The organism is Heminiphilus faecis, from assembly GCF_008728965.1.
Lineage (GTDB): Bacteria > Bacteroidota > Bacteroidia > Bacteroidales > Muribaculaceae > Muribaculum > Muribaculum faecis.
The window spans coordinates 74282-95562 of the sequence record NZ_VSMC01000004.1; the positions used below are offsets into that span (position 1 = coordinate 74282).

General features: G+C 45.5%; 21 protein-coding genes. 15 read left to right on the top strand and 6 right to left on the bottom strand.

The genetic code is table 11. From position 1 onward, the window contains the following. The first annotated feature begins 194 nt into the window (after nt 1–194). The 6 genes from rpmB to FW767_RS02875 all read left to right on the top strand — a co-directional run bounded on the left by rpmB (nt 195) and on the right by FW767_RS02875 (nt 6015). Nucleotides 195–458 carry a 50S ribosomal protein L28 gene (gene rpmB / locus FW767_RS02850; RefSeq protein WP_121699204.1) on the top strand — a complete coding sequence of 88 codons (264 nt, stop codon included), beginning with the start codon at nt 195–197 and terminating at the stop codon, nt 456–458. Nucleotides 459–464: 6 nt separating this feature from the next. Next, entirely contained in the window at nt 465–653 is a 189-nt protein-coding gene (gene rpmG, locus FW767_RS02855) for a 50S ribosomal protein L33 (protein WP_121699203.1), read from the top strand. 12 nt (nt 654–665) lie between these two features. Then, nucleotides 666–815, top strand: a complete 150-nt coding sequence (locus FW767_RS02860; RefSeq protein WP_121699202.1) for a DUF4295 domain-containing protein — start codon at nt 666–668, stop codon at nt 813–815. A 205-nt stretch (nt 816–1020) separates the two neighbouring features. Beyond that, nucleotides 1021–2676 carry a glycosyltransferase gene (locus FW767_RS02865; protein ID WP_121699201.1) on the top strand — a complete coding sequence of 552 codons (1656 nt, stop codon included), beginning with the start codon at nt 1021–1023 and terminating at the stop codon, nt 2674–2676. A gap of 46 nt (nt 2677–2722) precedes the next feature. After that, nucleotides 2723–5281 carry an alpha-glucan family phosphorylase gene (gene glgP / locus FW767_RS02870; RefSeq protein WP_150980324.1) on the top strand — a complete coding sequence of 853 codons (2559 nt, stop codon included), beginning with the start codon at nt 2723–2725 and terminating at the stop codon, nt 5279–5281. Between the two features lie 131 nt (nt 5282–5412). Then, a complete protein-coding gene (locus FW767_RS02875) occupies nt 5413–6015 on the top strand; it encodes a YqgE/AlgH family protein (protein WP_121699199.1) in 603 nt (200 codons plus the stop codon). On the opposite strand, the gene FW767_RS02880 is transcribed toward FW767_RS02875, so the two are convergent. Both FW767_RS02880 and recR read right to left on the bottom strand, forming a co-directional pair. Then, nucleotides 6008–6535, bottom strand: a complete 528-nt coding sequence (locus tag FW767_RS02880; RefSeq protein ID WP_121699198.1) for a GNAT family N-acetyltransferase — start codon at nt 6533–6535, stop codon at nt 6008–6010. The two genes, FW767_RS02875 and FW767_RS02880, sit on opposite strands and share 8 nt — an antisense overlap. Continuing rightward, on the bottom strand, nt 6532–7164 hold the full coding sequence (gene recR / locus FW767_RS02885; RefSeq protein WP_121699197.1) for a recombination mediator RecR: 633 nt from the start codon (nt 7162–7164) through the stop codon (nt 6532–6534). Before recR ends, FW767_RS02880 begins: the two co-directional genes overlap by 4 nt. 93 nt (nt 7165–7257) lie before the next feature. Here recR and FW767_RS02890 point away from each other — a divergent pair, with 93 nt between their 5' ends. The 9 genes from FW767_RS02890 to FW767_RS02930 all read left to right on the top strand — a co-directional run bounded on the left by FW767_RS02890 (nt 7258) and on the right by FW767_RS02930 (nt 16305). Further along, nucleotides 7258–7998, top strand: coding sequence for a phosphatase (locus FW767_RS02890; protein ID WP_121699188.1), 741 nt, complete (start codon nt 7258–7260; stop codon nt 7996–7998). A 119-nt stretch (nt 7999–8117) separates the two neighbouring features. Beyond that, a complete protein-coding gene (gene panC / locus FW767_RS02895) occupies nt 8118–8966 on the top strand; it encodes a pantoate--beta-alanine ligase (protein WP_121699187.1) in 849 nt (282 codons plus the stop codon). Nucleotides 8967–8971: 5 nt separating this feature from the next. After that, nucleotides 8972–9325 carry an aspartate 1-decarboxylase gene (gene panD, locus FW767_RS02900; protein ID WP_121699196.1) on the top strand — a complete coding sequence of 118 codons (354 nt, stop codon included), beginning with the start codon at nt 8972–8974 and terminating at the stop codon, nt 9323–9325. 21 nt (nt 9326–9346) lie between these two features. Further along, a complete protein-coding gene (ffh, locus tag FW767_RS02905) occupies nt 9347–10678 on the top strand; it encodes a signal recognition particle protein (protein ID WP_121699186.1) in 1332 nt (443 codons plus the stop codon). A 12-nt stretch (nt 10679–10690) separates the two neighbouring features. Beyond that, complete coding sequence (locus FW767_RS02910; RefSeq protein ID WP_121699185.1) at nt 10691–11455, top strand: alpha/beta fold hydrolase; 765 nt, start codon at nt 10691–10693, stop codon at nt 11453–11455. A gap of 2 nt (nt 11456–11457) precedes the next feature. Continuing rightward, nucleotides 11458–13041, top strand: coding sequence for a UDP-N-acetylmuramoyl-tripeptide--D-alanyl-D-alanine ligase (locus tag FW767_RS02915; RefSeq protein WP_121699184.1), 1584 nt, complete (start codon nt 11458–11460; stop codon nt 13039–13041). Between the two features lie 13 nt (nt 13042–13054). After that, nucleotides 13055–14242 carry a D-alanine--D-alanine ligase family protein gene (locus FW767_RS02920; RefSeq protein WP_121699183.1) on the top strand — a complete coding sequence of 396 codons (1188 nt, stop codon included), beginning with the start codon at nt 13055–13057 and terminating at the stop codon, nt 14240–14242. A gap of 18 nt (nt 14243–14260) precedes the next feature. Next, nucleotides 14261–15349 (top strand): GDP-mannose 4,6-dehydratase, encoded by a 1089-nt coding sequence (gene gmd / locus FW767_RS02925; RefSeq protein ID WP_121699182.1) that lies wholly within the window; start codon nt 14261–14263, stop codon nt 15347–15349. A gap of 11 nt (nt 15350–15360) precedes the next feature. Then, nucleotides 15361–16305 (top strand): GDP-L-fucose synthase family protein, encoded by a 945-nt coding sequence (locus FW767_RS02930; RefSeq protein ID WP_121699181.1) that lies wholly within the window; start codon nt 15361–15363, stop codon nt 16303–16305. Between the two features lie 58 nt (nt 16306–16363). Here FW767_RS02930 and FW767_RS02935 read toward each other — a convergent pair whose 3' ends face one another. The 4 genes from FW767_RS02935 to FW767_RS02950 form a co-directional block, all read right to left on the bottom strand. Then, nucleotides 16364–16948: a Crp/Fnr family transcriptional regulator gene (locus FW767_RS02935; protein WP_121699180.1), complete on the bottom strand. Its 585-nt coding sequence runs from the start codon at nt 16946–16948 to the stop codon at nt 16364–16366. Between the two features lie 5 nt (nt 16949–16953). Next, entirely contained in the window at nt 16954–17892 is a 939-nt protein-coding gene (locus FW767_RS02940) for an ADP-ribosylglycohydrolase family protein (protein ID WP_121699179.1), read from the bottom strand. A 1131-nt stretch (nt 17893–19023) separates the two neighbouring features. Then, nucleotides 19024–19623, bottom strand: coding sequence for a helix-turn-helix domain-containing protein (locus tag FW767_RS02945; RefSeq protein ID WP_121699178.1), 600 nt, complete (start codon nt 19621–19623; stop codon nt 19024–19026). A gap of 137 nt (nt 19624–19760) precedes the next feature. Beyond that, nucleotides 19761–21254 (bottom strand): tyrosine-type recombinase/integrase, encoded by a 1494-nt coding sequence (locus tag FW767_RS02950; RefSeq protein WP_121699177.1) that lies wholly within the window; start codon nt 21252–21254, stop codon nt 19761–19763. Nucleotides 21255–21281 lie beyond the last annotated feature (27 nt).

A 21281-nucleotide genomic window follows, 5' to 3' on the forward strand; every position in this document is an offset into this window, starting at 1 on the left:
AACAGGAGTAAGCCTATTAAAAAGACGTGAAAATTTGCATAAATGCAGAAAAATTAGTTACTTTGCACACTGTTTTTAGGCTCATCCTGTAAAGTTGTTGAGAATGATGCACTTAGCAATGATATGAGAACTGAGATGGCGGCCTAAGGCAGAATGTGTTAATTAAATAACAAACTCAAAAGATAACAACAGCCATGTCAAAGATTTGTCAAATCACAGGCAAGAAAGCGATGGTGGGCAACAATGTGTCGCACTCAAAGCGTCGCACCAAGCGCAAATTCAACGTTAACCTCTTCGAGAAGAAGTTTTACTGGGTAGAGCAGGATGCGTGGATCCGCCTCACTATCTCAGCAGCCGGTCTTCGTACCATCAATAAGCTCGGTCTTAACACCGCTATGCAGCAAGCTGCCGAAAAGGGTTATTTAACTGGTAAAGACATTAAATTTTTAGATCTATAACGAACTATGGCAAAGAAAGCTAAAGGTAATAGAGTTCAAGTGATCCTTGAGTGCACCGAACACAAGGCAAGCGGCATGCCCGGCACTTCTCGTTATATTACTACCAAAAATAGAAAAAATACTACCGACCGCTTGGAGCTTAAGAAGTATAATCCTATCCTCAAGCGAGTTACAGTTCATAAAGAAATTAAATAATACTCCTAAGATATGGCAAAGAAAACCGTAGCATCACTTCAAAAAGGTGAAGGACGTACCTACAGCAAGGTCATCAAAATGGAGAAGTCTCCCAAGACCGGTGCTTATGTATTCAAAGAAGAGATGGTTCCCAACGATCAGGTAAAGAACGCTCTTAAATAAGATTTAAGGATAAGACTATAATATAAATAAGGATGTCGGCAGATGAAGCGGCATCCTTATTTTGTTTAATGGAGCCGTATGGCGTGGCTGAATACAGTGTTACGGACGTCGTTTTTTGACATGGTCATAATTAAATTATTACAAATAAAAAGATTATGTCGAAAAAAAATATTATCTTTGCGGCCGTACAATAAAAAATATCGATATGTATAAGGAGCCGATTAGTGTGGACCTGCTTTTTGAAACAAGTTGGGAGGTTTGTAATAAGATAGGCGGTATATATACGGTGCTGTCTACAAAAGCCAAGACTCTTCAGAATTTATACAAGGATAAGACAATATTTATTGGCCCTGATGTCTGGACCAAGGAGAATCCGTCGCCTTACTTCGTGGAATCGCGAGTATTGCTTAAGGAATGGAAAGCTCAGGCTAATCTTCCGGAAGGTGTAAGCATAAGAGTAGGACGTTGGAACATACCCGGCAAACCGATTGTGGTATTGGTGAAGTTTGACGGGATGTATTCTGTTAAAGATGAATTTTATGGACGCATGTGGCAGTTATACGGTGTCGATTCACTGCATGCTTACGGCGACTATGACGAAGGTTGTGCTTTCGCTCATGCTTCGGGATTGGTTATTGAGAGCTATTGCGATTACATAGGCATACGCGATAAAAAGGTGATCGCTCACTTCGATGAATGGACTACCGGCATGGGACTTCTGTATGTAAAGGACCGCTTGCCGAGTGTAGGCACGATATTTACCACCCATGCTACATGCATAGGCCGAAGTATATGTGGAAACGGCAAACCGCTGTATGATTATCTCCGCGGATATAACGGCGACCAGATGGCTATGGAGTTGAACATGCAGTCCAAGCACTCGCTTGAGAAGGCTGCCGCTAATGCCGCCGATTGCTTTACCACAGTCAGCGATATTACGGCAATGGAGTGCGAGCAGTTGCTCGAACGTCGTCCGTTGGTTACTCCTAACGGATTTGAGCAGAACTTTGTGCCGTCCAAGGGCAAGTTTGCTCCGGCACGCGACGCCGCACGCAGCAATCTGCTTAACGTCGCTTCTTCGCTTACCGGATGTAAATTCTCCGATGACACGTTTATTGTGGCCACTTCCGGACGTTGCGAGTACCGCAATAAGGGTATAGATCTTTATCTTGATGCGTTGGCTCGTCTGCGTGACTTGAATGTGAAGCGTCAAGTGATAGCGTTTGTTATGGTACCCGCATGGGCAAAAGAGCCGCGAAAAGACCTTGAATCGGCTCTTGCTCTCAGACGCAAGCAGCCGCTTGCCGATCCGGTCATCACCCATATTCTTAACAACCCCACTGAAGATCCTATAAATTGTCGTATTCATGAAATAGGTTTTGCCAATACTAAAACCGACCGCATAAAGGTCATATATGTCCCGAGTTATCTAAACGGTGACGACGGCATATTCAACAGCACATATTATGACCTTCTCATAGGAATGGATGCCACAGTTTTCCCCTCGTACTATGAACCATGGGGATATACTCCGCTTGAAAGCATAGCTTTCGGAGTTCCCACGATCACTACGACTCTGTCGGGATTCGGGCAATGGATCCTGACATCAGAGGACAATACCTTCAGTGAATCGGGAGTCAATGTCATTGCACGAGGTGATTTCAACTACGATGAAGTCGCCGATCGCATAGCGCGTTCGCTCGAATATCTTGTCGGGCTCGACTCCTCAGATATGGCTATAATAAGGTCCCGAGCCATGAATACCGCTTCATTGGCAGCGTGGAGCTATTTTATAAAGTATTATGTCGAGGCGTTTGCCATTGCGCTTGAAGCTGCGCAGACACGTACCTCCGGCAGATAATACTAATCAAGACATGAAAATAAATTAAACCAAATTAGATTCAATTATGAAACTACAAGTGAGCAACACAAATGCACCCTCTTGGCGTGACATTATGGTAAAATCAGATTTACCTTCAAAGCTCAAACCCCTCGAGGTTATGTCCCGCAATCTGTGGTGGGTATGGAACAGTGAGGGAAAATCTCTATTCCGTGACATTAATCCCGACCTATGGCGTGCTGTAGGAGAGAATCCCGTGATGCTTCTGCAGCGTCTCGGTTTTGATCGCCTTCAGGAGATTATTAAGGATGAAGAACTGATGTCGCGTATCGAAACAGTGTATGCCGACTTCAAGGCTTACATGAAAGAGCCCATGCGCAAGGATGTACCTTCGGTGGCTTACTTTTCGATGGAATATGGTCTGTGCAATGCTCTCAAAATATACTCCGGAGGTCTTGGCGTATTGGCCGGCGACTATATAAAGGAGGCTTCCGACAGCCGTGTTGACATGACAGCGGTGGGCTTTCTCTATCGTTATGGCTATTTTACCCAGACTTTGTCGGTTGACGGACAGCAGATAGCCAACTATGAGCCGCAGAACTTCAATGAACTTCCTATTGAGCAGGTGCTTGATGATAACGGACATCCCGTTATCCTTGAAGTGCCTTATCCCGGACGTGTCGTTTATTCTCATATATGGCGTGTTAACGTAGGACGTATGAGTCTCTATCTGATGGATACTGACTTTGACATGAACAGCGAGTTTGACCGTCAGATAACTCACCAGCTTTATGGCGGTGACTGGGAAAACCGTATCAAACAGGAGTACATGCTCGGCATAGGCGGTATATTGATGTTGAAGAAACTCGGTATCAAGACCGACCTTTATCACTGCAACGAGGGCCATGCTGCGCTCCTTAACCTTCAGCGTCTTGTCGACTACGTGCAGGATGACAGACTCAACTTTAATGAGGCTCTTGAAGTAGTTCGCTCATCTTCGCTTTATACCGTACACACTCCCGTACCTGCAGGTCACGACTATTTTGACGAAGGACTGTTTGGCAAATATATGGGTGAGTTCCCTGCCAAACTCGGCATCTCTTGGAGCGATCTAATGAATATGGGACGTGAGAACCCTGATACAAACGAGCGTTTCTCAATGAGCGTGTTTGCGCTTAATACCTGTCAGGAGGCCAACGGTGTAAGCTGGTTGCACGGCGAGGTATCGAAGAAAATGTTTTCCGGTATCTGGAAAGGCTACGGATGGGAAGAGTCACATGTCGGTTATGTAACCAACGGCGTACATATGCCCACATGGGCGGCTTCAGAATGGAAAGAGCTTTACGAAAAGACATTCGGCAAAGACTTCTTCAATAACCAGAGCGACACTTCATTCTGGGAAAAAATATATGACGTATCGGACGAGGATATCTGGAATCTTCGTATGACGATGAAAAACAAGTTCATCAACTTCGTGCGCCGTGACTTCCGTGAAAAGTGGCTCAAGAACCAAGGCGATCCTTCGCGCATTATGTCGATTGTGGATAAGATCAATCCTAATGCGCTGATTATCGGTTTTGCGCGTCGTTTTGCCACATATAAGCGCGCTCATCTTTTGTTCTCTGATCTTGACCGTCTGTCGGCTATCGTGAACAATCCTAAGTTCCCCGTACAGTTCATATTCTCCGGAAAGGCTCATCCCGCCGACGGAGCCGGACAGGGTCTGATCAAGCGTATAATGGAGATTTCGCGTATGCCGCAGTTCCTCGGAAAGATTATATTCCTTGAGAATTATGACATGATTGTCGCCAAACGTCTTGTCTCGGGTGTGGACATCTGGTTGAATACTCCGACCCGTCCTCTTGAAGCATCCGGTACGTCAGGTGAAAAGGCCGAAATGAACGGTGTGCTTAACTTTTCGGTACTTGACGGATGGTGGTATGAAGGTTATCGTTTCTGCGAGAAAGCCGGATGGTCTCTTACCGACAAGCGTACATTTACCGACCAGTCGCAGCAGGATCAGCTTGATGCAGCTACCATATATTCAATGCTCGAAAACGAGATTGTACCGTTGTACTTTGCCAAGAATTCCAAGGGGTACTCTCCGGAGTGGATACAGTATATCAAGAATTCCGTAGCCAAAATAGCTCCCAACTTCACTATGAAGCGTATGATCGACGATTATATTGACCGTTTCTACGATAAAGAGGCCAAGCGTACAAAGAAGCTCAAGGCTCATGACTTTGCCATTGCCAAGGAGATTGTGGTTTGGAAGGAGAAAGTGGCTGCTTCTTGGCCCGGAGTGAAGGTGGTTTCAGTAAACGAGACTGTCGATCAGAACAACAGCAAGTCAGGTGAACCGTACACTACTGTAATTACATTGGACACCAACGGACTTGGCCGCGACCTTGCAATTGAAAATGTAATCTATAAGGTTGAGAACGGCGAAGAAAGACTTGTAAGAATTGAACAATTTAAGGCTATCGGTCAGGACGGCAATTTGGTGACATATGAATTGAAGTCCAAGATGCGTGAGTCGGGAGTGTTCCGTTATGCCTTCCGTGTATATCCTTACAACGACTTGTTGCCCCACCGTCAGGACTTTGCTTATGTCCTTTGGGTATAAACAAAAAGATTATTATAGCAAGAAAGTGGCGGGCCCTATTTGGTCCGTCACTTTTTTATTAATAAAATCAAAGATAAAGTTGTTTTTGAGAAAAGATTGTTGTATATTTAGCGAAGAAATAAAGTGTGACTATGAATAAGATTGAGGAATTGCTTTTTAATATAAACCTGCCTAAGCGACGGGCTTACCGTGGAGTTTTGCTGGTGGCTGAGCCGTTCCTTCGCGAAAGCTACTTCAATCATGCCGTTATCTGTCTTATCGACTATTGTAAGGGTAAGACTTCTATGGGTTTGGTAATGAATAAGTCCACCGTATATAATCTGTCTGATCTTGTAAGCTCGGTGACTCGCAAAGAGCCTGTGCCGGTTTATTGCGGAGGGCCCGTGTCATGTGACCGACTGTATTTTCTGCACACACTTGGCGATATTATCCCTGATGCTACTCCGATAGGCAATGGGCTGTATATAGGCGGCCGGTTTAAAGATATTATAGATTATGTAAATGCGGACTATCCTGTTGAAGGCAATGTGCGATTTTATCTTGGTTACAGTGGATGGGACATCGGGCAGCTGGATAATGAATTGCTCGAAAACGTATGGGCCGTGGCTCCTATTGTCGATGCCGGACAACTCCTTTTAGGCGGTGATGACGGATATTGGCATGATCAGGTGCGTTCTATGGGATACAATTATCGCGGATGGCTGTATCATCCTCAGAATCCGCGCCTCAACTGATAAGATATTGTAGCGAAAAAGCGTCGGAGTAGCTATTGCCTCTTCGCAGCCAAGAGCGCAGACGGCCGCATATTTTGTAGCCGCATCTACGGAATAATTCTATGCTCGGTGTGTTGTCTATAGGTATGATGGCCCATAATTGATGTAATCCTATGTGTTGTCCCGCATATTGTGCAGCGATTTTGAGCGCACGTTGTCCATAGCCTTTTTTTTGATGTTCCGGTGCTATGAGTATACCTATTCCGGCCCGACGGTTATGATGGTCGAAGTCATAAAAATCGATAGTGCCTACAGGTGTGTTGTCGTTTTTTAACGCAATCATCAGGCGCAATTGCCGGCATGCATATATGTCAGGAGTGTAATTCTCTATATAATCCCACAGACTTTTTCGAGAAAAGGGCGCTATGGAATTGCCCACAGACCATAGTGCGGTGTCATTCTCCCAACGATACAGAGCGTCGAGGTCTGTCGGCTCAAGCGCTCTCAGTATAAGTATGTCGTCATTCAATATAGATGTCATAGCAGAGTCCTGTTAAATGAATCGGCAAAAAGTGTACGGTTAAGTAGCGAGCGTCCGAGAGTGATTTCATCGGTGTACTCGATTTCGTTTCCGATAGATACACCGCGTGCAAGTTGAGTGATTTTTATAGGAAGCGTGCCGAGTTGCCGGTATATGTAGAAATTTGTTGTATCGCCTTCCATCGTGGCACTCAGGGCAAGTATGACTTCCGATACTTTTCCGTCGCGTACGCGGTCGACGAGCGATGTTATTTCGAGTTGGTCGGGACCGATGCCGTCCATCGGCGATATTACTCCGCCCAGCACATGATACAGTCCTCTGTATTGTCCTGTGTTTTCAATGCTCATGACGTCCTTGACATTTTCCACGACACATACGGTGGTGCGGTCGCGCGACGGATTGGAGCAGATAGGGCATGTTGCTTCTTCCGATATGTTGTGGCATGTGTGGCAATACCTTATACCTTCTCGCAGATTTATAATGGCTTCTCCGAGGGCACGGCCCGATTTCTTGTCTTGGCGCAGTATATGAAGAGCGAGGCGCAGGGCTGTTTTACGGCCTATGCCCGGCAGTCTTGACAGTTCATTGACCGCATTTTCAAGTAGAGTAGATGCAAATTCCTGTTCCATGATTATTAATGCTAATGTAAAGTTAGTTCATTTTGTCAGAACGTACTGTATCGGTAGCGCAATTTTGCTAAATTTGTAGAAATTTTACAAACTATGATACCTGTACTTGATCTTCATACCCATACAATAGCCTCCGGTCATGCTTTCAGTACGCTTCAGGAGATGGTGGCTGCGGCCGCAGAAAAAGGATTGCAGTATCTTGGCATTACCGAGCACGGTCCCGCGGTCGAAGAGTCATGCGGCATGATATTGTTTCGCAACTACAGAGTGGTACCGCGTATGATCGACGGGGTGCGACTGCTGATGGGGGTTGAGATGAACATTCTTGATTATGAAGGCTCGCTTGATGTCGAAGAGCGTTATTATGGCCTTTTTGACCATGTTATTGCCGGTATACACGGACGTAGCTTCAGGCCGGGTACAATGTTGCAGAATACCGATGCTATAATAGGAGCTATGAATAACAGCCGTGTCAATATAATATCGCATCCTTGTGACGGTACGGCAGATGTCGACCTTGAGGCGTTGGTGCGTGAAAGTGTGTCGTCACGCACTCTTCTTGAGGTCAACAACAGTTCTCTGCATCCGGCGCGTCACAGGACAAAAGCGGGGCCTAACAACATGGAGTTGTTGCGCCTTTGCAGGAAATACGATGTGCCTGTCATTTTAGGAAGCGACGCACATATCTCTTATGATATAGCTCTTTATCCGTATCTTATACCGTTGCTTGACGAAGTTGGATTTCCTGAAGAGCTGATAGTGAACAATAGTTTTTCTGCTTTTGAACGGTTCACAGGCGTAAAATGGTCTGACAACTCATATGGCGAGATATAGAACCGAGTGAAAAGCAGTGTATTAATGCTGAAAAAAGTTTATTTTTTGACATTGCATTGCTAATAACTGATTTATTGCTTAATTTTGCATTTCGTAAAGCAAAATTATGCTATTTGACAATGAAAATTGTAAGGACAGTCAATGAGCTGAAGAGTGCCGTAGGCGCCCTTAAAGCTGAAGGTCGCTCGGTAGGATTTGTGCCTACCATGGGAGCTCTCCATGACGGACACATTTCGCTTATAAATCGTGCCCGTGCCGACAATGATATAGTGGTTGCAAGTGTATTTGTCAACCCGACTCAGTTTAACAATCCAGATGATCTGCGCACATATCCGCGCACGGAAGAGGCCGATTGTGCCCGACTTGGCGATGCCGGTGTTGATATAGCTTTTCTGCCTTCTGTCGAAGAGATGTATCCCGAGCCTGATACACGTGTGTTTAAACTCGGTCCGGTGGCAGAGGTCATGGAAGGTGCCATGCGTCCCGGACACTTCAACGGAGTGGCTCAGGTGGTAAGCCGTCTGTTTGCAATGGTCGGTCCTGACCGTGCTTATTTCGGAGAGAAGGACTTCCAGCAGATAGCCGTGATACGCCGTATGGTGGAGCTTGAAGGCTTTGATATTGATATTGTGGCATGCCCTATCAAGCGTGAAGCTGACGGACTGGCTCTCAGCTCGCGCAATGTAAGACTGACTCCGCATCAGCGTGATATCGCGCCTAACATTCACCGTATTCTTGAGGAGAGCCGCGATTATTACCTTGTTTTATCAGTCGATGAAGTCCGTCGTAAAGTTATCGATGCGGTCAATGCCTATCCCGAGATGGAAGTGGAGTACTATGACATAGTGAACGCCGATGACATGCAGCCGATAAACGAATGGTCGCAATGTGCCGATGCCGTAGGCTGTATTACTGTATATCTGGGCGATGTACGCCTTATCGATAATATAAAATACAATCAGCTTTAATGATGATGCAGGTAGAAGTGGTGAAGTCTAAAATTCACCGTGTGACCGTGACCGAGAGCAACCTTGATTATATAGGGAGCATTACCATAGATGAGGATCTTATGGACGCAGCCAATATAATTCGTGGCGAGCGGGTGTATATAGTCGATAACAATAACGGTGAACGTTTTGACACTTATGCCATTGCCGGCGAGCGCGGATCGGGTATGATATGTCTTAACGGAGCGGCTGCACGCAAGGTTCAGCCCGGCGATGTGGTGATAATAATGAGTTATGCCATGATGCCTTTTGAAGAGGCCAAAACATTTAAGCCGTGGGTTATATTTCCCGATACGGCTACCAACAAACTTGTCAATTAAGAATAAGAATATCCATATTATATGTTTGAAAATCTAAGCGAAAGACTTGAACGGAGTTTCAAGTTGTTGAAAGGCCAAGGCCGTATCACAGAGATAAATGTTGCCGAGACACTTAAAGATGTGCGTCGCGCGCTGCTTGACGCCGATGTCAATTATAAAGTGGCCAAGCAGTTTACCGATACTGTAAAAGCCAAGGCGTTAGGGCAGAATGTGATAAACGCCATCAAGCCCGGTGAGCTTATGATTAAGATAGTCCATGATGAGCTTACCGCGCTCATGGGCGGAGACACCGCACAGGTTAATCTTGCCGGAAATCCTACCGTTATACTTATGTCAGGATTGCAGGGCTCTGGTAAGACTACCATGTCGGGAAAACTTGCTAAAAAACTTAAGAGCGAGAAAGCCAAACGTCCGCTTCTTGTGGCCGGCGACGTGTATCGTCCCGCTGCTATTGAGCAGCTCAAAGTACTTGGCCAGCAGATAGATGTTCCGGTTTATTCTGAAGAAGAGAATAAAAATCCTGTTGAAATAGCCGAAAATGCCATAAGATATGCCAAGGCCAATCATTATGACCTTGTTATTGTCGATACCGCAGGTCGCCTTGCTGTAGATGAGGCGATGATGAATGAGATAGAGGCGATAAAGAAAGCTGTACGTCCGCAGGAGACTCTGTTTGTTGTCGATTCGATGACCGGACAAGATGCTGTGAATACGGCGAAAGAATTCAACGACCGCCTTGATTTTGATGGTGTCGTACTTACAAAGCTTGACGGTGACACCCGTGGCGGTGCTGCTTTGTCAATACGTACAGTTGTGACAAAGCCCATAAAATTTGTCGGTACGGGAGAAAAACTCGATGCTCTGGATTATTTCCATCCGTCGCGAATGGCTGACCGTATTCTCGGCATGGGCGATATCGTGTCGCTTGTCGAGAAAGCTCAGCAGCAGTTTGATGAAAAGGAAGCGCGCGAACTTCAGCGTAAGATTGCCAAGAATCAATTTAATTTTAACGACTTCCTCAATCAGATACAGCAGATCAAGAAGATGGGTAACATAAAGGAACTTGCATCCATGATACCCGGTGTGGGTAAAGCGATTAAGGACCTTGACATAGATGACAACGCATTTAAGGGTATTGAGGCTATAATCCGTTCGATGACAGAACAGGAGCGTGCCAATCCTGAAATCATCAACGGTAGTCGTCGTCAGCGCATAGCAAAAGGATCAGGTACCACGATTCAGGAGGTGAACCGGTTGCTTAAACAGTTTGACGATACACGTAAGATGATGAAGGCTGCTACGGCAATGAAGGCCAATCCCATGAAGATGATGCGCAACATGCGTCGTCGGTAAATATACCCTGACATGGACAAGTACATAACTGTCAACGGTTGTCGCGTACACTATACGGTTAACGGCGAAGGACGGCCCATAGTCTTGATGCACGGGTGGGGATGCTGTACTTCTACATTGGCAAGTATAGAAAAGATTGCCGTTGAATATGGTAAAGTATACAATATTGATTTTCCCGGACACGGACTCTCGCCGGAACCGGCGGAAGTATGGGGTATAGAAGAGTATACCGGTGTACTTGAAGCATTGGTAAAGGAGGAGGGAATTGTCCGTCCGGTATTGCTCGGACATTCGTTTGGAGGAAGAGTCGGTATACTGTATTCTTCACGCCACAGTGATGTTGACAAACTTGTGCTTGTTGATGCGGCCGGTATAAAGCCCAAAAGACCGTTGTCTTATTATTATAGGGTATATTCATTTAAACTATATAAGCGATTGCTTTACATGACGTTGGGCAGGCAGGCGGCAGAAACCCGTCTTGAGGCATACCGAAGTCGCCGTGGTTCGAGCGATTATGCCAAGGCTTCCCCTATGATGCGCGCTATTCTTAGTAAGGTGGTTAACGAGGATCTTCGGCATTGTCTCGGGGATATAAAGGCCTCGACACTCCTTATTTGGGGAGAAAATGATACGGCGACGCCTATTTCCGATGCTAAATATATGGAGAGTCATATACCGGGCGCCGGGCTTGTGTCGTTTCCCGCTTGCGGTCATTATAGCTTTCTTGACGATCCTTATCAATTCGCTGCCGTATTGCGCAGTTTTCTTGCATCGTGATTATGAATATGATAGAAGATATATTGACGGTTGTGCTTTTGGCTGCCGGACTGATTAACTTTGTTTTGGAAGCGAAGCGTGATTTGATGATGCTTCAGCAAAACAGTTATCGTAACGAGCGATACATGCGTTGGCTGCGTGCGAGTGGTGACACGACTTCGGTCGTAAGATTGTTATGTTATGCCGCTTTATTGATTATGCTCATGCCGCGCATACCGGTAGTATTCCGATGTGTCGTAGCACTTATACCGTTGCTTATCAATATATTCAAGCTACTTGTAGCTAAATATAAGAAGCCCCTTGTGTGGACAAAACGGGCCCGGCGCATATATGGTACTGCATGTGCGTTGTGTGTTATTGTCATTGGTGCTTCATGGCTTGTATGTCATGAACTGTTTTCAGTGGGGTGCGCTGTTGTTGCCGTATATGCTTTATCGCATGTGTTGATGCTCTTCTCCAATCTATTGTTACGTCCTGTAGAAGCTCATATAAACAAAGGTTTCTACAATGACGCCGAGCGTATATTGAAGTCGATGCCTGACCTTAAAGTTGTCGGCATTACCGGTAGTTACGGTAAAACAAGCACCAAGCACTATCTCAACCGTATACTGTCGGAAAAATATAATGTGTTGATGACTCCGGGCAGCTATAATACGCTTATGGGAGTCATACGTACTGTACGTGAGATGATGCAGCCTTATACCGAGGTTTTTATATGTGAGATGGGTGCGAAAAACATAGGGGATATAAAAGAGATCTGTGATCTGGTGCATCCTTCTGTGGGTGTTGTCACTGCTGTTGGTGAACAACATTTGGAGTCATTCAAAACAATCGGTAACGTTCAGCGTACAAAGTTTGAACTTGTCGATGCGTTACCTTCTTCTGGAGTCGCTTTCGTCAATAACGATTTCCCTTATGTAGCGTCGCGAAAGGTAGACAACGTGGAGTGCTGCCGATATGCCGTAGGCAATAATGACGAGGCTGTTTATCGTGTCACTTCGATGACATTTTCCGAGGATGGTACCGACTTCACCTTGACAGGGCCATTTGGAGAGGCTTCTTTTCATACCGGACTGATAGGAGAGTTCAATATATCAAATCTGATTCCAGCTATTGCAGTAGCGTTGTATCTGGATGTGCCGTTGGAGCGCATACGTTACGCCGTAGGTAAAATAGAACAGGTTGAACACCGTTTGAGCCTTAAACGTGTACCCGGCGGCCTTACTATAATTGACGATGCATTCAACTCTAATCCCGACGGTTCACGTATGGCTCTTGACGTGCTTGCATCAATGAAGAACGGCAAGCGTATTGTTGTTACACCCGGTATGATAGAGTTAGGCGACAAGCAATACGAATACAATGAAAATTTCGGACGAAAGATAGCAATGTCTGTCGATGTAGCTATAATCGTGGGCGAATATAATCGTGATGCCATATTGTGCGGACTTCGCGAAGCCGGCATGCCGGAGGAAAAGGTCCATGCGGTCGATACGTTCAAGGAGGCTCAGGCTGTACTCGGGACTATCGCCGCCGCAGGTGACACCGTATTATATGAAAATGATCTTCCAGACACATTTAAATAAAAATAAATCAGCAATGAAGACTAACATAGGAGTATTTTTCGGCGGACGATCCACCGAACATGAAATATCGGTAATTTCAGCTTCACAGGCCATGCATGCCGTGGATCGGGAAAAATACGACGTTACACCGATATATATAACGAAGCAGGGACACTGGTATACCGGCGAGGCCTTGTTTGATGTGGCTAACTATCGCAATATACCTGAGTTGCTTAAGAAATGTACGGAAGTGTACATGAAGCCTGTGTATGGTGATTTTAATCTTTATCGTGCCGCGTCATCGGGTATGTTCGGTCCGAAAGGGCCGGTGGCCCGACTTGATGTCGTAATACCGGTGTTGCACGGTTCAAACGGTGAAGACGGCATATTTGAAGGTGTGCTTGAGACAATAGGTATACCGTATGCGGGATGCAATACGTTGTCAAGCGCCAACGGCATGGATAAGATAACGATGAAGATGATCATGCAGGCGTGTGATATCCCCGTTGTGGATTATGTATGGTTTACCGACAAGGAATGGTATGCCAGACGTGATGCCATCATAGATAAAATAGAGATGAAACTCGGCTATCCGGTTATTGTAAAACCGGCTAATCTCGGTTCGAGCGTAGGCATAAGCCGTGTTTCCGACCGTAAGGAATTGATTGAAAAAGTCGAGATCGCTGAAAAGTATTCGACAAGAATCATTGTGGAGCATATGGTTGATAATCTTAAGGAGATAAACTGCTCTGTGCTTGGTGACTGTGATGATTACCAAACCTCTGTCTGTGAGGAGCCGATAAAAAGCGGGTCAATCCTGTCTTATGAGGACAAATACATGGGCGGCACCAAAAGCGCCAAAGGCATGCAGGCATCGCAGAAGCGTATTCCCGCCGATCTGCCCATTGAGATGAGTGAACGCATACGCTTTCTTGCCGGTGAGACCTTCCGCGTGCTGTCTTGTCATGGAGTAAGTCGTGTTGACGTTATTGTTGACGATGATACCAATGAAATATTTGTTAACGAAATAAATACAATACCCGGTTCTCTGTCATTTTATCTTTGGGAGGCTTCTGGTATTTCGTTTGACAGACTTATGGATACTTTGGTGAAACTTGCATTGAAGCGCAAACGCGAGCAAGGTATGAAGACCGTAAGCTATGACCAGAATATATTCAGTCTTAGCGGAGGAGTAAAAGGTGCTAAAGGCGCAAAAAGATAAATAGTGGGGACTGCTTCTATGAAGAAAGCTTTGATTACAGGGGTTACGGGGCAAGACGGCTCGTTTCTTGCCGAACTTCTCCTTGAGAAAGGTTATGACGTGCATGGCACTATACGCCGTTCATCGGTAGATTTCCGTGAGCGGATAGTACATTTGGAAGGTCATGAACGGTTTCACCTTCATTACGCCGATTTAGGCGATTCTATGAGCCTTATTCAGGTTATAGGTAAGGTGCGTCCTGATGAAGTATATAATCTTGCGGCCCAAAGCCATGTTCAGGTATCTTTTGATACTCCGGAATATACGGCAAACGTTGATGCCACCGGTGTATTGCGTATTCTTGAGGCCGTTAAATTAAACGGTCTTGCCGACAGTTGTCGCATCTATCAGGCGTCGACCTCTGAACTGTATGGCAAGGTAGAGGAGGTGCCGCAGAATGAATTGACCCCGTTTCATCCCTATAGCCCATATGCAGTGGCGAAGTTGTATGGTTTTTGGATTGTAAAAGAGTATCGTGAGGCTTATAACATGTTTTGTTGCTCGGGTATCCTTTTTAACCATGAGAGCGAGCGCCGTGGCGAGACTTTTGTTACCCGCAAGATTACTCTTGCTGCTGCCCGCATAGCACAGGGCAAGCAGGATAAACTCTATCTCGGTAATCTGTCGTCGCTACGCGACTGGGGTTATGCCAAGGACTATGTCGAGTGCATGTGGCTTATCCTGCAAAATGATAAGCCTGAGGATTTTGTCATAGCTACGGGTGAGCAGCACTCTGTACGCGAGTTCTGTGAACTTGCTTTCCGTTATGTAGGTATAGAGCTTAAATTTGTAGGGGAGGGTGCTGATGAAAAAGGCATAGATCGTGCTACTGGGCGTGTTCTGGTCGAAGTTTCGCCCGACTTCTATCGTCCGACAGATGTTGTGAATCTATGGGGCGATCCGTCCAAAGCCAAGCGTGAGTTGGGTTGGAAGCCGCAGAAGACATCCTTTGAGGAATTGGTTAAGATAATGGTTGACTCCGACATGGCTATGGTAGCTTCCGAACGAGCCGGCGAGCATGTAAGGACCAATCTTGCCGAATACCTCGAAAAAGGAATTGTAAAATAGGCGGTATTTCAATTATGGAAAAAAATTCAAAAATCTATGTTGCCGGTCACCGCGGTATGGTGGGCTCGGCTATTGTAAGAGAACTGAAGCGTCAGGGTTATACCGACATCATTACTCGTACTCATAGTGAGCTTGATCTTATTGACCAACGAGCTGTAAATGATTTTTTTGCTGTCGAGAAGCCGGAGTATGTTTTTCTGGCCGCTGCGAAAGTTGGAGGTATAGTGGCAAACAGCAATGCTCTCGCTGACTTTATGTATGACAATATGATGCTTGAGATGAATGTCATCAACGCGGCGTGGCGCAACGGATGCCGCAAACTCGAGTTTCTCGGCTCATCATGCATATATCCTCGTATGGCACCGCAGCCCATGCCCGAAAGCTGTCTGCTCACATCTTCTCTCGAAACGACTAATGAAGCGTATGCTCTCGCAAAAATATCCGGACTGAAATACTGCGAATATCTTAACCGTCAATACGGTACCGACTATATTTCCGTCATGCCTACCAACCTTTACGGGCCAAATGATAATTATCATCCTGAACACAGTCATGTCCTTCCGGCTCTTATAAGGCGCTTTTATGAAGCTAAAGTGTCGGGAGCTGAAGAAGTTGTATGTTGGGGCGACGGCTCGCCGCTTCGTGAGTTTCTGTATGTCGATGATCTTGCCAACTTATGTGTATTTCTGATGAACAACTATTCAGGCAACGAGACTGTCAATGCCGGTACCGGCAAGGAAATATCGATAAAAGAGTTGTCGGAACTTGTGGCAAAAACAGTAGGGTATACCGGACGTATAGTATGGGATACGACAAAGCCTAACGGCACACCGCGTAAACTCCTTGACGTCAGCAAGGCTACCGGTCTTGGCTGGACCTACACTACCGAATTGGCCGATGGCATACGTCTGGCTTACGATGATTTCCTAAACAATCCTATGCGTGCCGAGCGCTGATTGTGTAGCTATTGCCGGTAGATGTTTTGGATGATACTAAAATTGCCGACACATAATATTAACTAAGTTTTTTGCTTTTTTTATTCTGAATACTTTTACGTATACGGCTAAGATACACAGGGGTTATTAGAAGATAGGAGGCTATTTCCTGTAAAGGAACGATGTCAAACAGTTGCGGATGATCATTAAGTAACTCGATGTAGCGTTCAGTCGGAGTTTTCTTCAATATATTCACATAACGCTTATATAGCTCGCTGAATATGGCGGAGGTCGCGTCTTTCAGAAAGTTGGGGTAGTGTATATTGATATACTGTTTGATATCTGAAATCGTTACTTCCGCGACTATGCTTTGACATCCTGCAGATATGGTGACGTTAGACGGCTTTCCGAACATGAATGAATTGGAAAGGTCTACTAATGCTTCGTTTTTAAAAGCAAAACCTCCGATGGCTTCTTCTCCATTGCTGCGTCCGGTGCAGTATTTGAAGTACCCTGACTTTACAAAGCCGAAATTACGGCCCGTTTCTCCTTCACGGACAAAGCATTCACCTTTGGCATAGAGTTTCTCTTTTCCATGTTCCACACAAAACTTTTGAAGCAAAGAAATGTCAAGTATATCGTAAAATGAATTAAACTGTGCCATATGTTTTATTCATATAATACCATGTCGATGAACCGCTCGACCCGTTTCTTATATACAACATTGTTATGCATATTGTTGATGTAGTATGCCGGTATCGATGAGTAACCGAACTTTGCGCCGAGTATGGCACAGGCTATGGCCGCATTGGTGTCGGCATTGCCGCCTTCATTAACTACGGCGAGTAATCCGCTTTCAAAATCAGCGGCATGAAAATATGCCCACAATGCAGCGCCGAGAGTCCTTAATGTATAGCCCATCGTAGCGCTGTCTTCAAGATTCAACAGCCTGATGTCGCCGGTGCAGGCCTGATCAATCCACTCCGCGATGCGGTCATCATATTTTTGCGCTATTTCCTTTATCTCCTCGACCGACATGTTGCGCCGCTCCCATACAAGAGCATTGATTATACGTGATGCTATGACGCACGAGCCTATGCACCGTTTGTCGGGATGGGTCAGGCGACATATGTCTTCAATCTCTTTATCTGCTATATCCTTAGGCAGTCCTACTACCGACGTCCTCATGATGCCTCCGTTGGCCGCACTGCGACAGCGGTTCAGCTTCCATTGGACCTCCGCTACAAAAAAAGGATTATCCACATAATCGCTATATGACAGTACATTGTACGTATGTAGCCCTATGTCGACAGGATCGGTCTTGAACCAGTCCTTGAAATTTTGCGCTATCTTGCGTATATTAAATTTTCCCTCTTCGAAGCCGTCAAGAATGCACAGCATCATATCGGTGTCATCGGTCCAAGCACCCTTTATGCTTTTACTCCTGTGTTTGTCCTGAATGAACTGTTCATAACGGCTTAGTCCTTGCGGATAGTACTTACTGATCTCATCTTTGCTCAAAAACTCCGTGCCCAGTCCGAGAGCGTCACCGACAGCCTGCCCGTACAGGCAACCCGCCATCCTGTCGCGTAATATATCCTTTTCCATAATATCGATATTTTTGGTGCCTAAATGAGATATTCACTCGTTATTATCGTCTCCGAAGCTATTGCAGTATTGGCGATATATCAGATAACCGATTGCTCCTGCTCCTAATAGACAATAGTATACCCAATCATCATAATTGGCGATTACTGTCACTATAACCATGACGGAGATTAATATTATTTGTCCTTAGTGTCAAGTACAAAGCAATTGATAATTTTATAAAAGTCGTGTTTGGTTTTTTTGTCCTCTTTTTCGTGTTTGTAATCTTTAATTCGATTACTCGTATTCCACCATATCAAAAAAGATATGATGATGTAAAAAAGAATATTTATCCAAGTCGGCCATGTGTCTTCTCATTCATATACAGGGTTGTATCTGAAGCCACACAATATGATCTCCAACATCTCTTCTGATTTTAATTATACGTACAAGCGGTTTTGAAACCCATATTACAAAGTTATTATTTTGTGCGGACATATTAAATACTTTTGAAATTATTTACTCATTGTTACTATTCTATGTATACTGGAAAGGCCCCCAAATAACCCCCTATGTTTTTGATAAAGCATATTTATATCAATATCTTAACCCTAAATTCGATGTCGGTCTTTCAACGAAACCAAGACCTAATTTCACGCACATTTTTCCGTTAACCATTCTAAATCTATTCTTACGCTGTTTGATTTTTAGTCAGCTTTGTTGTAACTCACATATAGATAGGCTGTTTATATTTTGCAAAAAACATAAAACTCTAAATACCCCCCAAGCAAACCCCTTCACGCGTGCGCGCGATGGATATTCCTATATGGATTAGGACGTAGACGGATATATTAAGTCTAATATATCCTATGGATGTAGAAGAAAAATTAAATCAAAAAATTTTATATGGAGTAGAAGCCGGAATATAATTCACTCCGACGACAACGACATTAAAAATTTTTTTTGAGAAATTTTTTATTTTTGCTGACGCGCCGTAGCCCTGTGTATATCCCCCCGAAAAACAAAAGTCAGCGGCCGTTACCCTCACATGCAGCGGCCGCCTTTTCTAATACCATGAAACGACTCCTCAAAGTTAATACTCGAGGCATGCCGTTTTTAAGCTAAACAATGTTAATTAATCAAAAACAAATGTCACGCTAATTTTATGTCAAGGTCAAGTGCCTCACAAATCTTTGCAAGAGTGTCTACTGTGAGGTTATACCGGCCCCGCTCAATTCTGCCGATGTGATTAAATGCCAGCCCGCATTTATCGGCGAGGTCGCGCAGTGTCAGCCCTTTTGCCTGACGCGCCGCGCGCAATTGCTCACCAACCGCCTTGCGGAAATGGTTGGAGGCAGACTCGTGACACATGTCCAAAAGCTCCTTTTTGTCGTCGTCCCACGAGGCAGTCACCCACAATGGCTTTTCTCCGTACTTAAGACCCGTGTCCACAATCTCCTCGTATCGTGCTTGGGCATCATAGAGATTATTGAAAGTCTCGGCCACATCGCCGCGCTTCACGACATATGTTTCGTCGCCATCTTCCAACCAGCATACACACTCGACCGTATTGAAATCGTTATCAAGAATATTATAACCCTCGACTTCGTCTGTTGCTGAAAAATTAGGCATATCTATACATTCGTCAACATTCCAAAAGTCAACCTCTGCAAATTCAGTATTGTGACCCGGGTAGTTTTCATCGATGTAGCTCTTGGCGAGCTTGTAAGTTTTAAAAAGGATTGTTTTCATTTTAATATGCTTTTGGGGTAATGATTATGTTGCAAATTAAACATTTGTTTTTATTTATGCAAATATATTTACACGCACATTTGTTGAATTGAATTTAATTAACATATACGACATAAATTATCAAACGTCAAAAACCATTAAAACCCTTTCCCTTTCGTGCGCTCATAGACCGCCTCACGGTCAGCATCCACATTCTTGATGCGAAACTGCACCGCACATCCGGCCGGTATCGTGTCCGGCAACTGTCCGGCAAGCCGGGCAATGACCTCGTCAACGGTTCCGAAGCCGATATCGCTCACCTCCGCCAGCACCTCTCCGCGGAAGTATGCACGTGCATATACCATCACCCTTTCTGTAAGCCTGAACAGCTTATCGGCAGGCTCATCCACTCCACGGGCCAACCCCTGCTTACTCTTCGCCGTGGAAAAGAATATAAAGTCAATCACTTTGGCATTCAGTTCCCATGCAGGAGTGAAATCAATACGCAGATACCCCCGCGTCACCGTATAGCCGTGCGAGTGGTTCATCGCAAACGCCACCTCCGCGATGGTCGCCCCGCAGTCGTTCTGCGCCACCGTTCCCCAAGTATGACGGAACGTGTATGCACTGTACCACTGCTCTTTCGGCATTCCCATGCTCTTGCAGAGCTGCTTTATTCCCGTATTCACGTTCGCGTTAAACGAGTCAGCCGTCGAAAACCGCTTATGAAAATTCAGCAGATACTCCTCGCCGGCCTCCGCGCCATACTTCTCAATCAGCGGCATTATCACCGGCTCGACCCTCATCTCGATGTACGCCTCGTCGTTGCGCGCCTTCCGAGTCTTCGCACGCCTGTAGCAAATCTTCCCCTCATGATAATCCTCCTTCCGCAGCTCGTAGATATCGATTGTGTTCATACCCGCAAGACACAGCACCATCATCGCCACATCACGCCCCAGTTCGGGCAATGGATCCACCATGCGGCTCTCCGGCAGCGGAGCCGCAAAAAAGGCCCTGCACTCCTCGGGGCTTATCGCCTTCTTCTCCGCCCGGTCAGCCTGCGGTATCTTCACCTTGCCCCACGGATTCGTCTTTATGCGTATTATGCCGTTGTCATAGTCATTATACTCATCCATAACACCCCTGAACACCTGCCTCATGCACACCGGGTACATCTCCTTCGCACGGCGTGTATGCTCCAGTTCCACGATCCACCGGTTCACCTGCGGCGCGGTCAGCTGCCCGAACATGATCTTCGTCGTTCCGTAATACCGCTCCATATGTTGCAGAGCAAGCTTGTAATTCTTCGCGTTACGCAACTGTCCTCGGTCCACCATACGGTCTATGTACAGCCGCGCATAATCGCTGAAGCATATATCCTCATCGTCCTGCGTCACATACTCGATAATCTGACGCACTGTCCATTTAGCACAATCCTTGCGGTTTAACCTGTCAGCATAACGCAATATCATTCTTGCACAATACTCGCTCACGAAAGGGTCATTGATATTGCCGTGTTTGTCTACCGTCTGTTTGGTGACAATCTTGTCGGTCTTTATGTATCCGGGTTTGGTGTTATGCACCACACGGATATAGACCTGATAGAACCCGTCTTTTCGCGGAGTTCTCACTACTGCTTTGAATGTTGCCATTTGCGTTTGTAATTATGTTTGTAAATT

Bases quoted from the DNA above. Each gene is read 5' to 3' on its own strand.
- glgP (WP_150980324.1), top strand. From the start codon at position 2,723: ATGAAACTACAAGTGAGCAACACAAATGCACCCTCTTGGCGTGACATT.
- gmd (WP_121699182.1), top strand. From the start codon at position 14,261: ATGAAGAAAGCTTTGATTACAGGGGTTACGGGGCAAGACGGCTCGTTT.
- FW767_RS02940 (WP_121699179.1), bottom strand. From the start codon at position 17,892: ATGGAAAAGGATATATTACGCGACAGGATGGCGGGTTGCCTGTACGGG.
- FW767_RS02915 (WP_121699184.1), top strand. From the start codon at position 11,458: ATGAATATGATAGAAGATATATTGACGGTTGTGCTTTTGGCTGCCGGA.
- FW767_RS02860 (WP_121699202.1), top strand. From the start codon at position 666: ATGGCAAAGAAAACCGTAGCATCACTTCAAAAAGGTGAAGGACGTACC.
- rpmG (WP_121699203.1), top strand. From the start codon at position 465: ATGGCAAAGAAAGCTAAAGGTAATAGAGTTCAAGTGATCCTTGAGTGC.
- FW767_RS02950 (WP_121699177.1), bottom strand. From the start codon at position 21,254: ATGGCAACATTCAAAGCAGTAGTGAGAACTCCGCGAAAAGACGGGTTC.
- FW767_RS02880 (WP_121699198.1), bottom strand. From the start codon at position 6,535: ATGACATCTATATTGAATGACGACATACTTATACTGAGAGCGCTTGAG.
- FW767_RS02910 (WP_121699185.1), top strand. From the start codon at position 10,691: ATGGACAAGTACATAACTGTCAACGGTTGTCGCGTACACTATACGGTT.
- recR (WP_121699197.1), bottom strand. From the start codon at position 7,164: ATGGAACAGGAATTTGCATCTACTCTACTTGAAAATGCGGTCAATGAA.
- panC (WP_121699187.1), top strand. From the start codon at position 8,118: ATGAAAATTGTAAGGACAGTCAATGAGCTGAAGAGTGCCGTAGGCGCC.
- FW767_RS02945 (WP_121699178.1), bottom strand. From the start codon at position 19,623: ATGAAAACAATCCTTTTTAAAACTTACAAGCTCGCCAAGAGCTACATC.
- FW767_RS02875 (WP_121699199.1), top strand. From the start codon at position 5,413: ATGAATAAGATTGAGGAATTGCTTTTTAATATAAACCTGCCTAAGCGA.
- panD (WP_121699196.1), top strand. From the start codon at position 8,972: ATGCAGGTAGAAGTGGTGAAGTCTAAAATTCACCGTGTGACCGTGACC.
- ffh (WP_121699186.1), top strand. From the start codon at position 9,347: ATGTTTGAAAATCTAAGCGAAAGACTTGAACGGAGTTTCAAGTTGTTG.
- FW767_RS02920 (WP_121699183.1), top strand. From the start codon at position 13,055: ATGAAGACTAACATAGGAGTATTTTTCGGCGGACGATCCACCGAACAT.
- FW767_RS02935 (WP_121699180.1), bottom strand. From the start codon at position 16,948: ATGGCACAGTTTAATTCATTTTACGATATACTTGACATTTCTTTGCTT.
- rpmB (WP_121699204.1), top strand. From the start codon at position 195: ATGTCAAAGATTTGTCAAATCACAGGCAAGAAAGCGATGGTGGGCAAC.
- FW767_RS02890 (WP_121699188.1), top strand. From the start codon at position 7,258: ATGATACCTGTACTTGATCTTCATACCCATACAATAGCCTCCGGTCAT.
- FW767_RS02865 (WP_121699201.1), top strand. From the start codon at position 1,021: ATGTATAAGGAGCCGATTAGTGTGGACCTGCTTTTTGAAACAAGTTGG.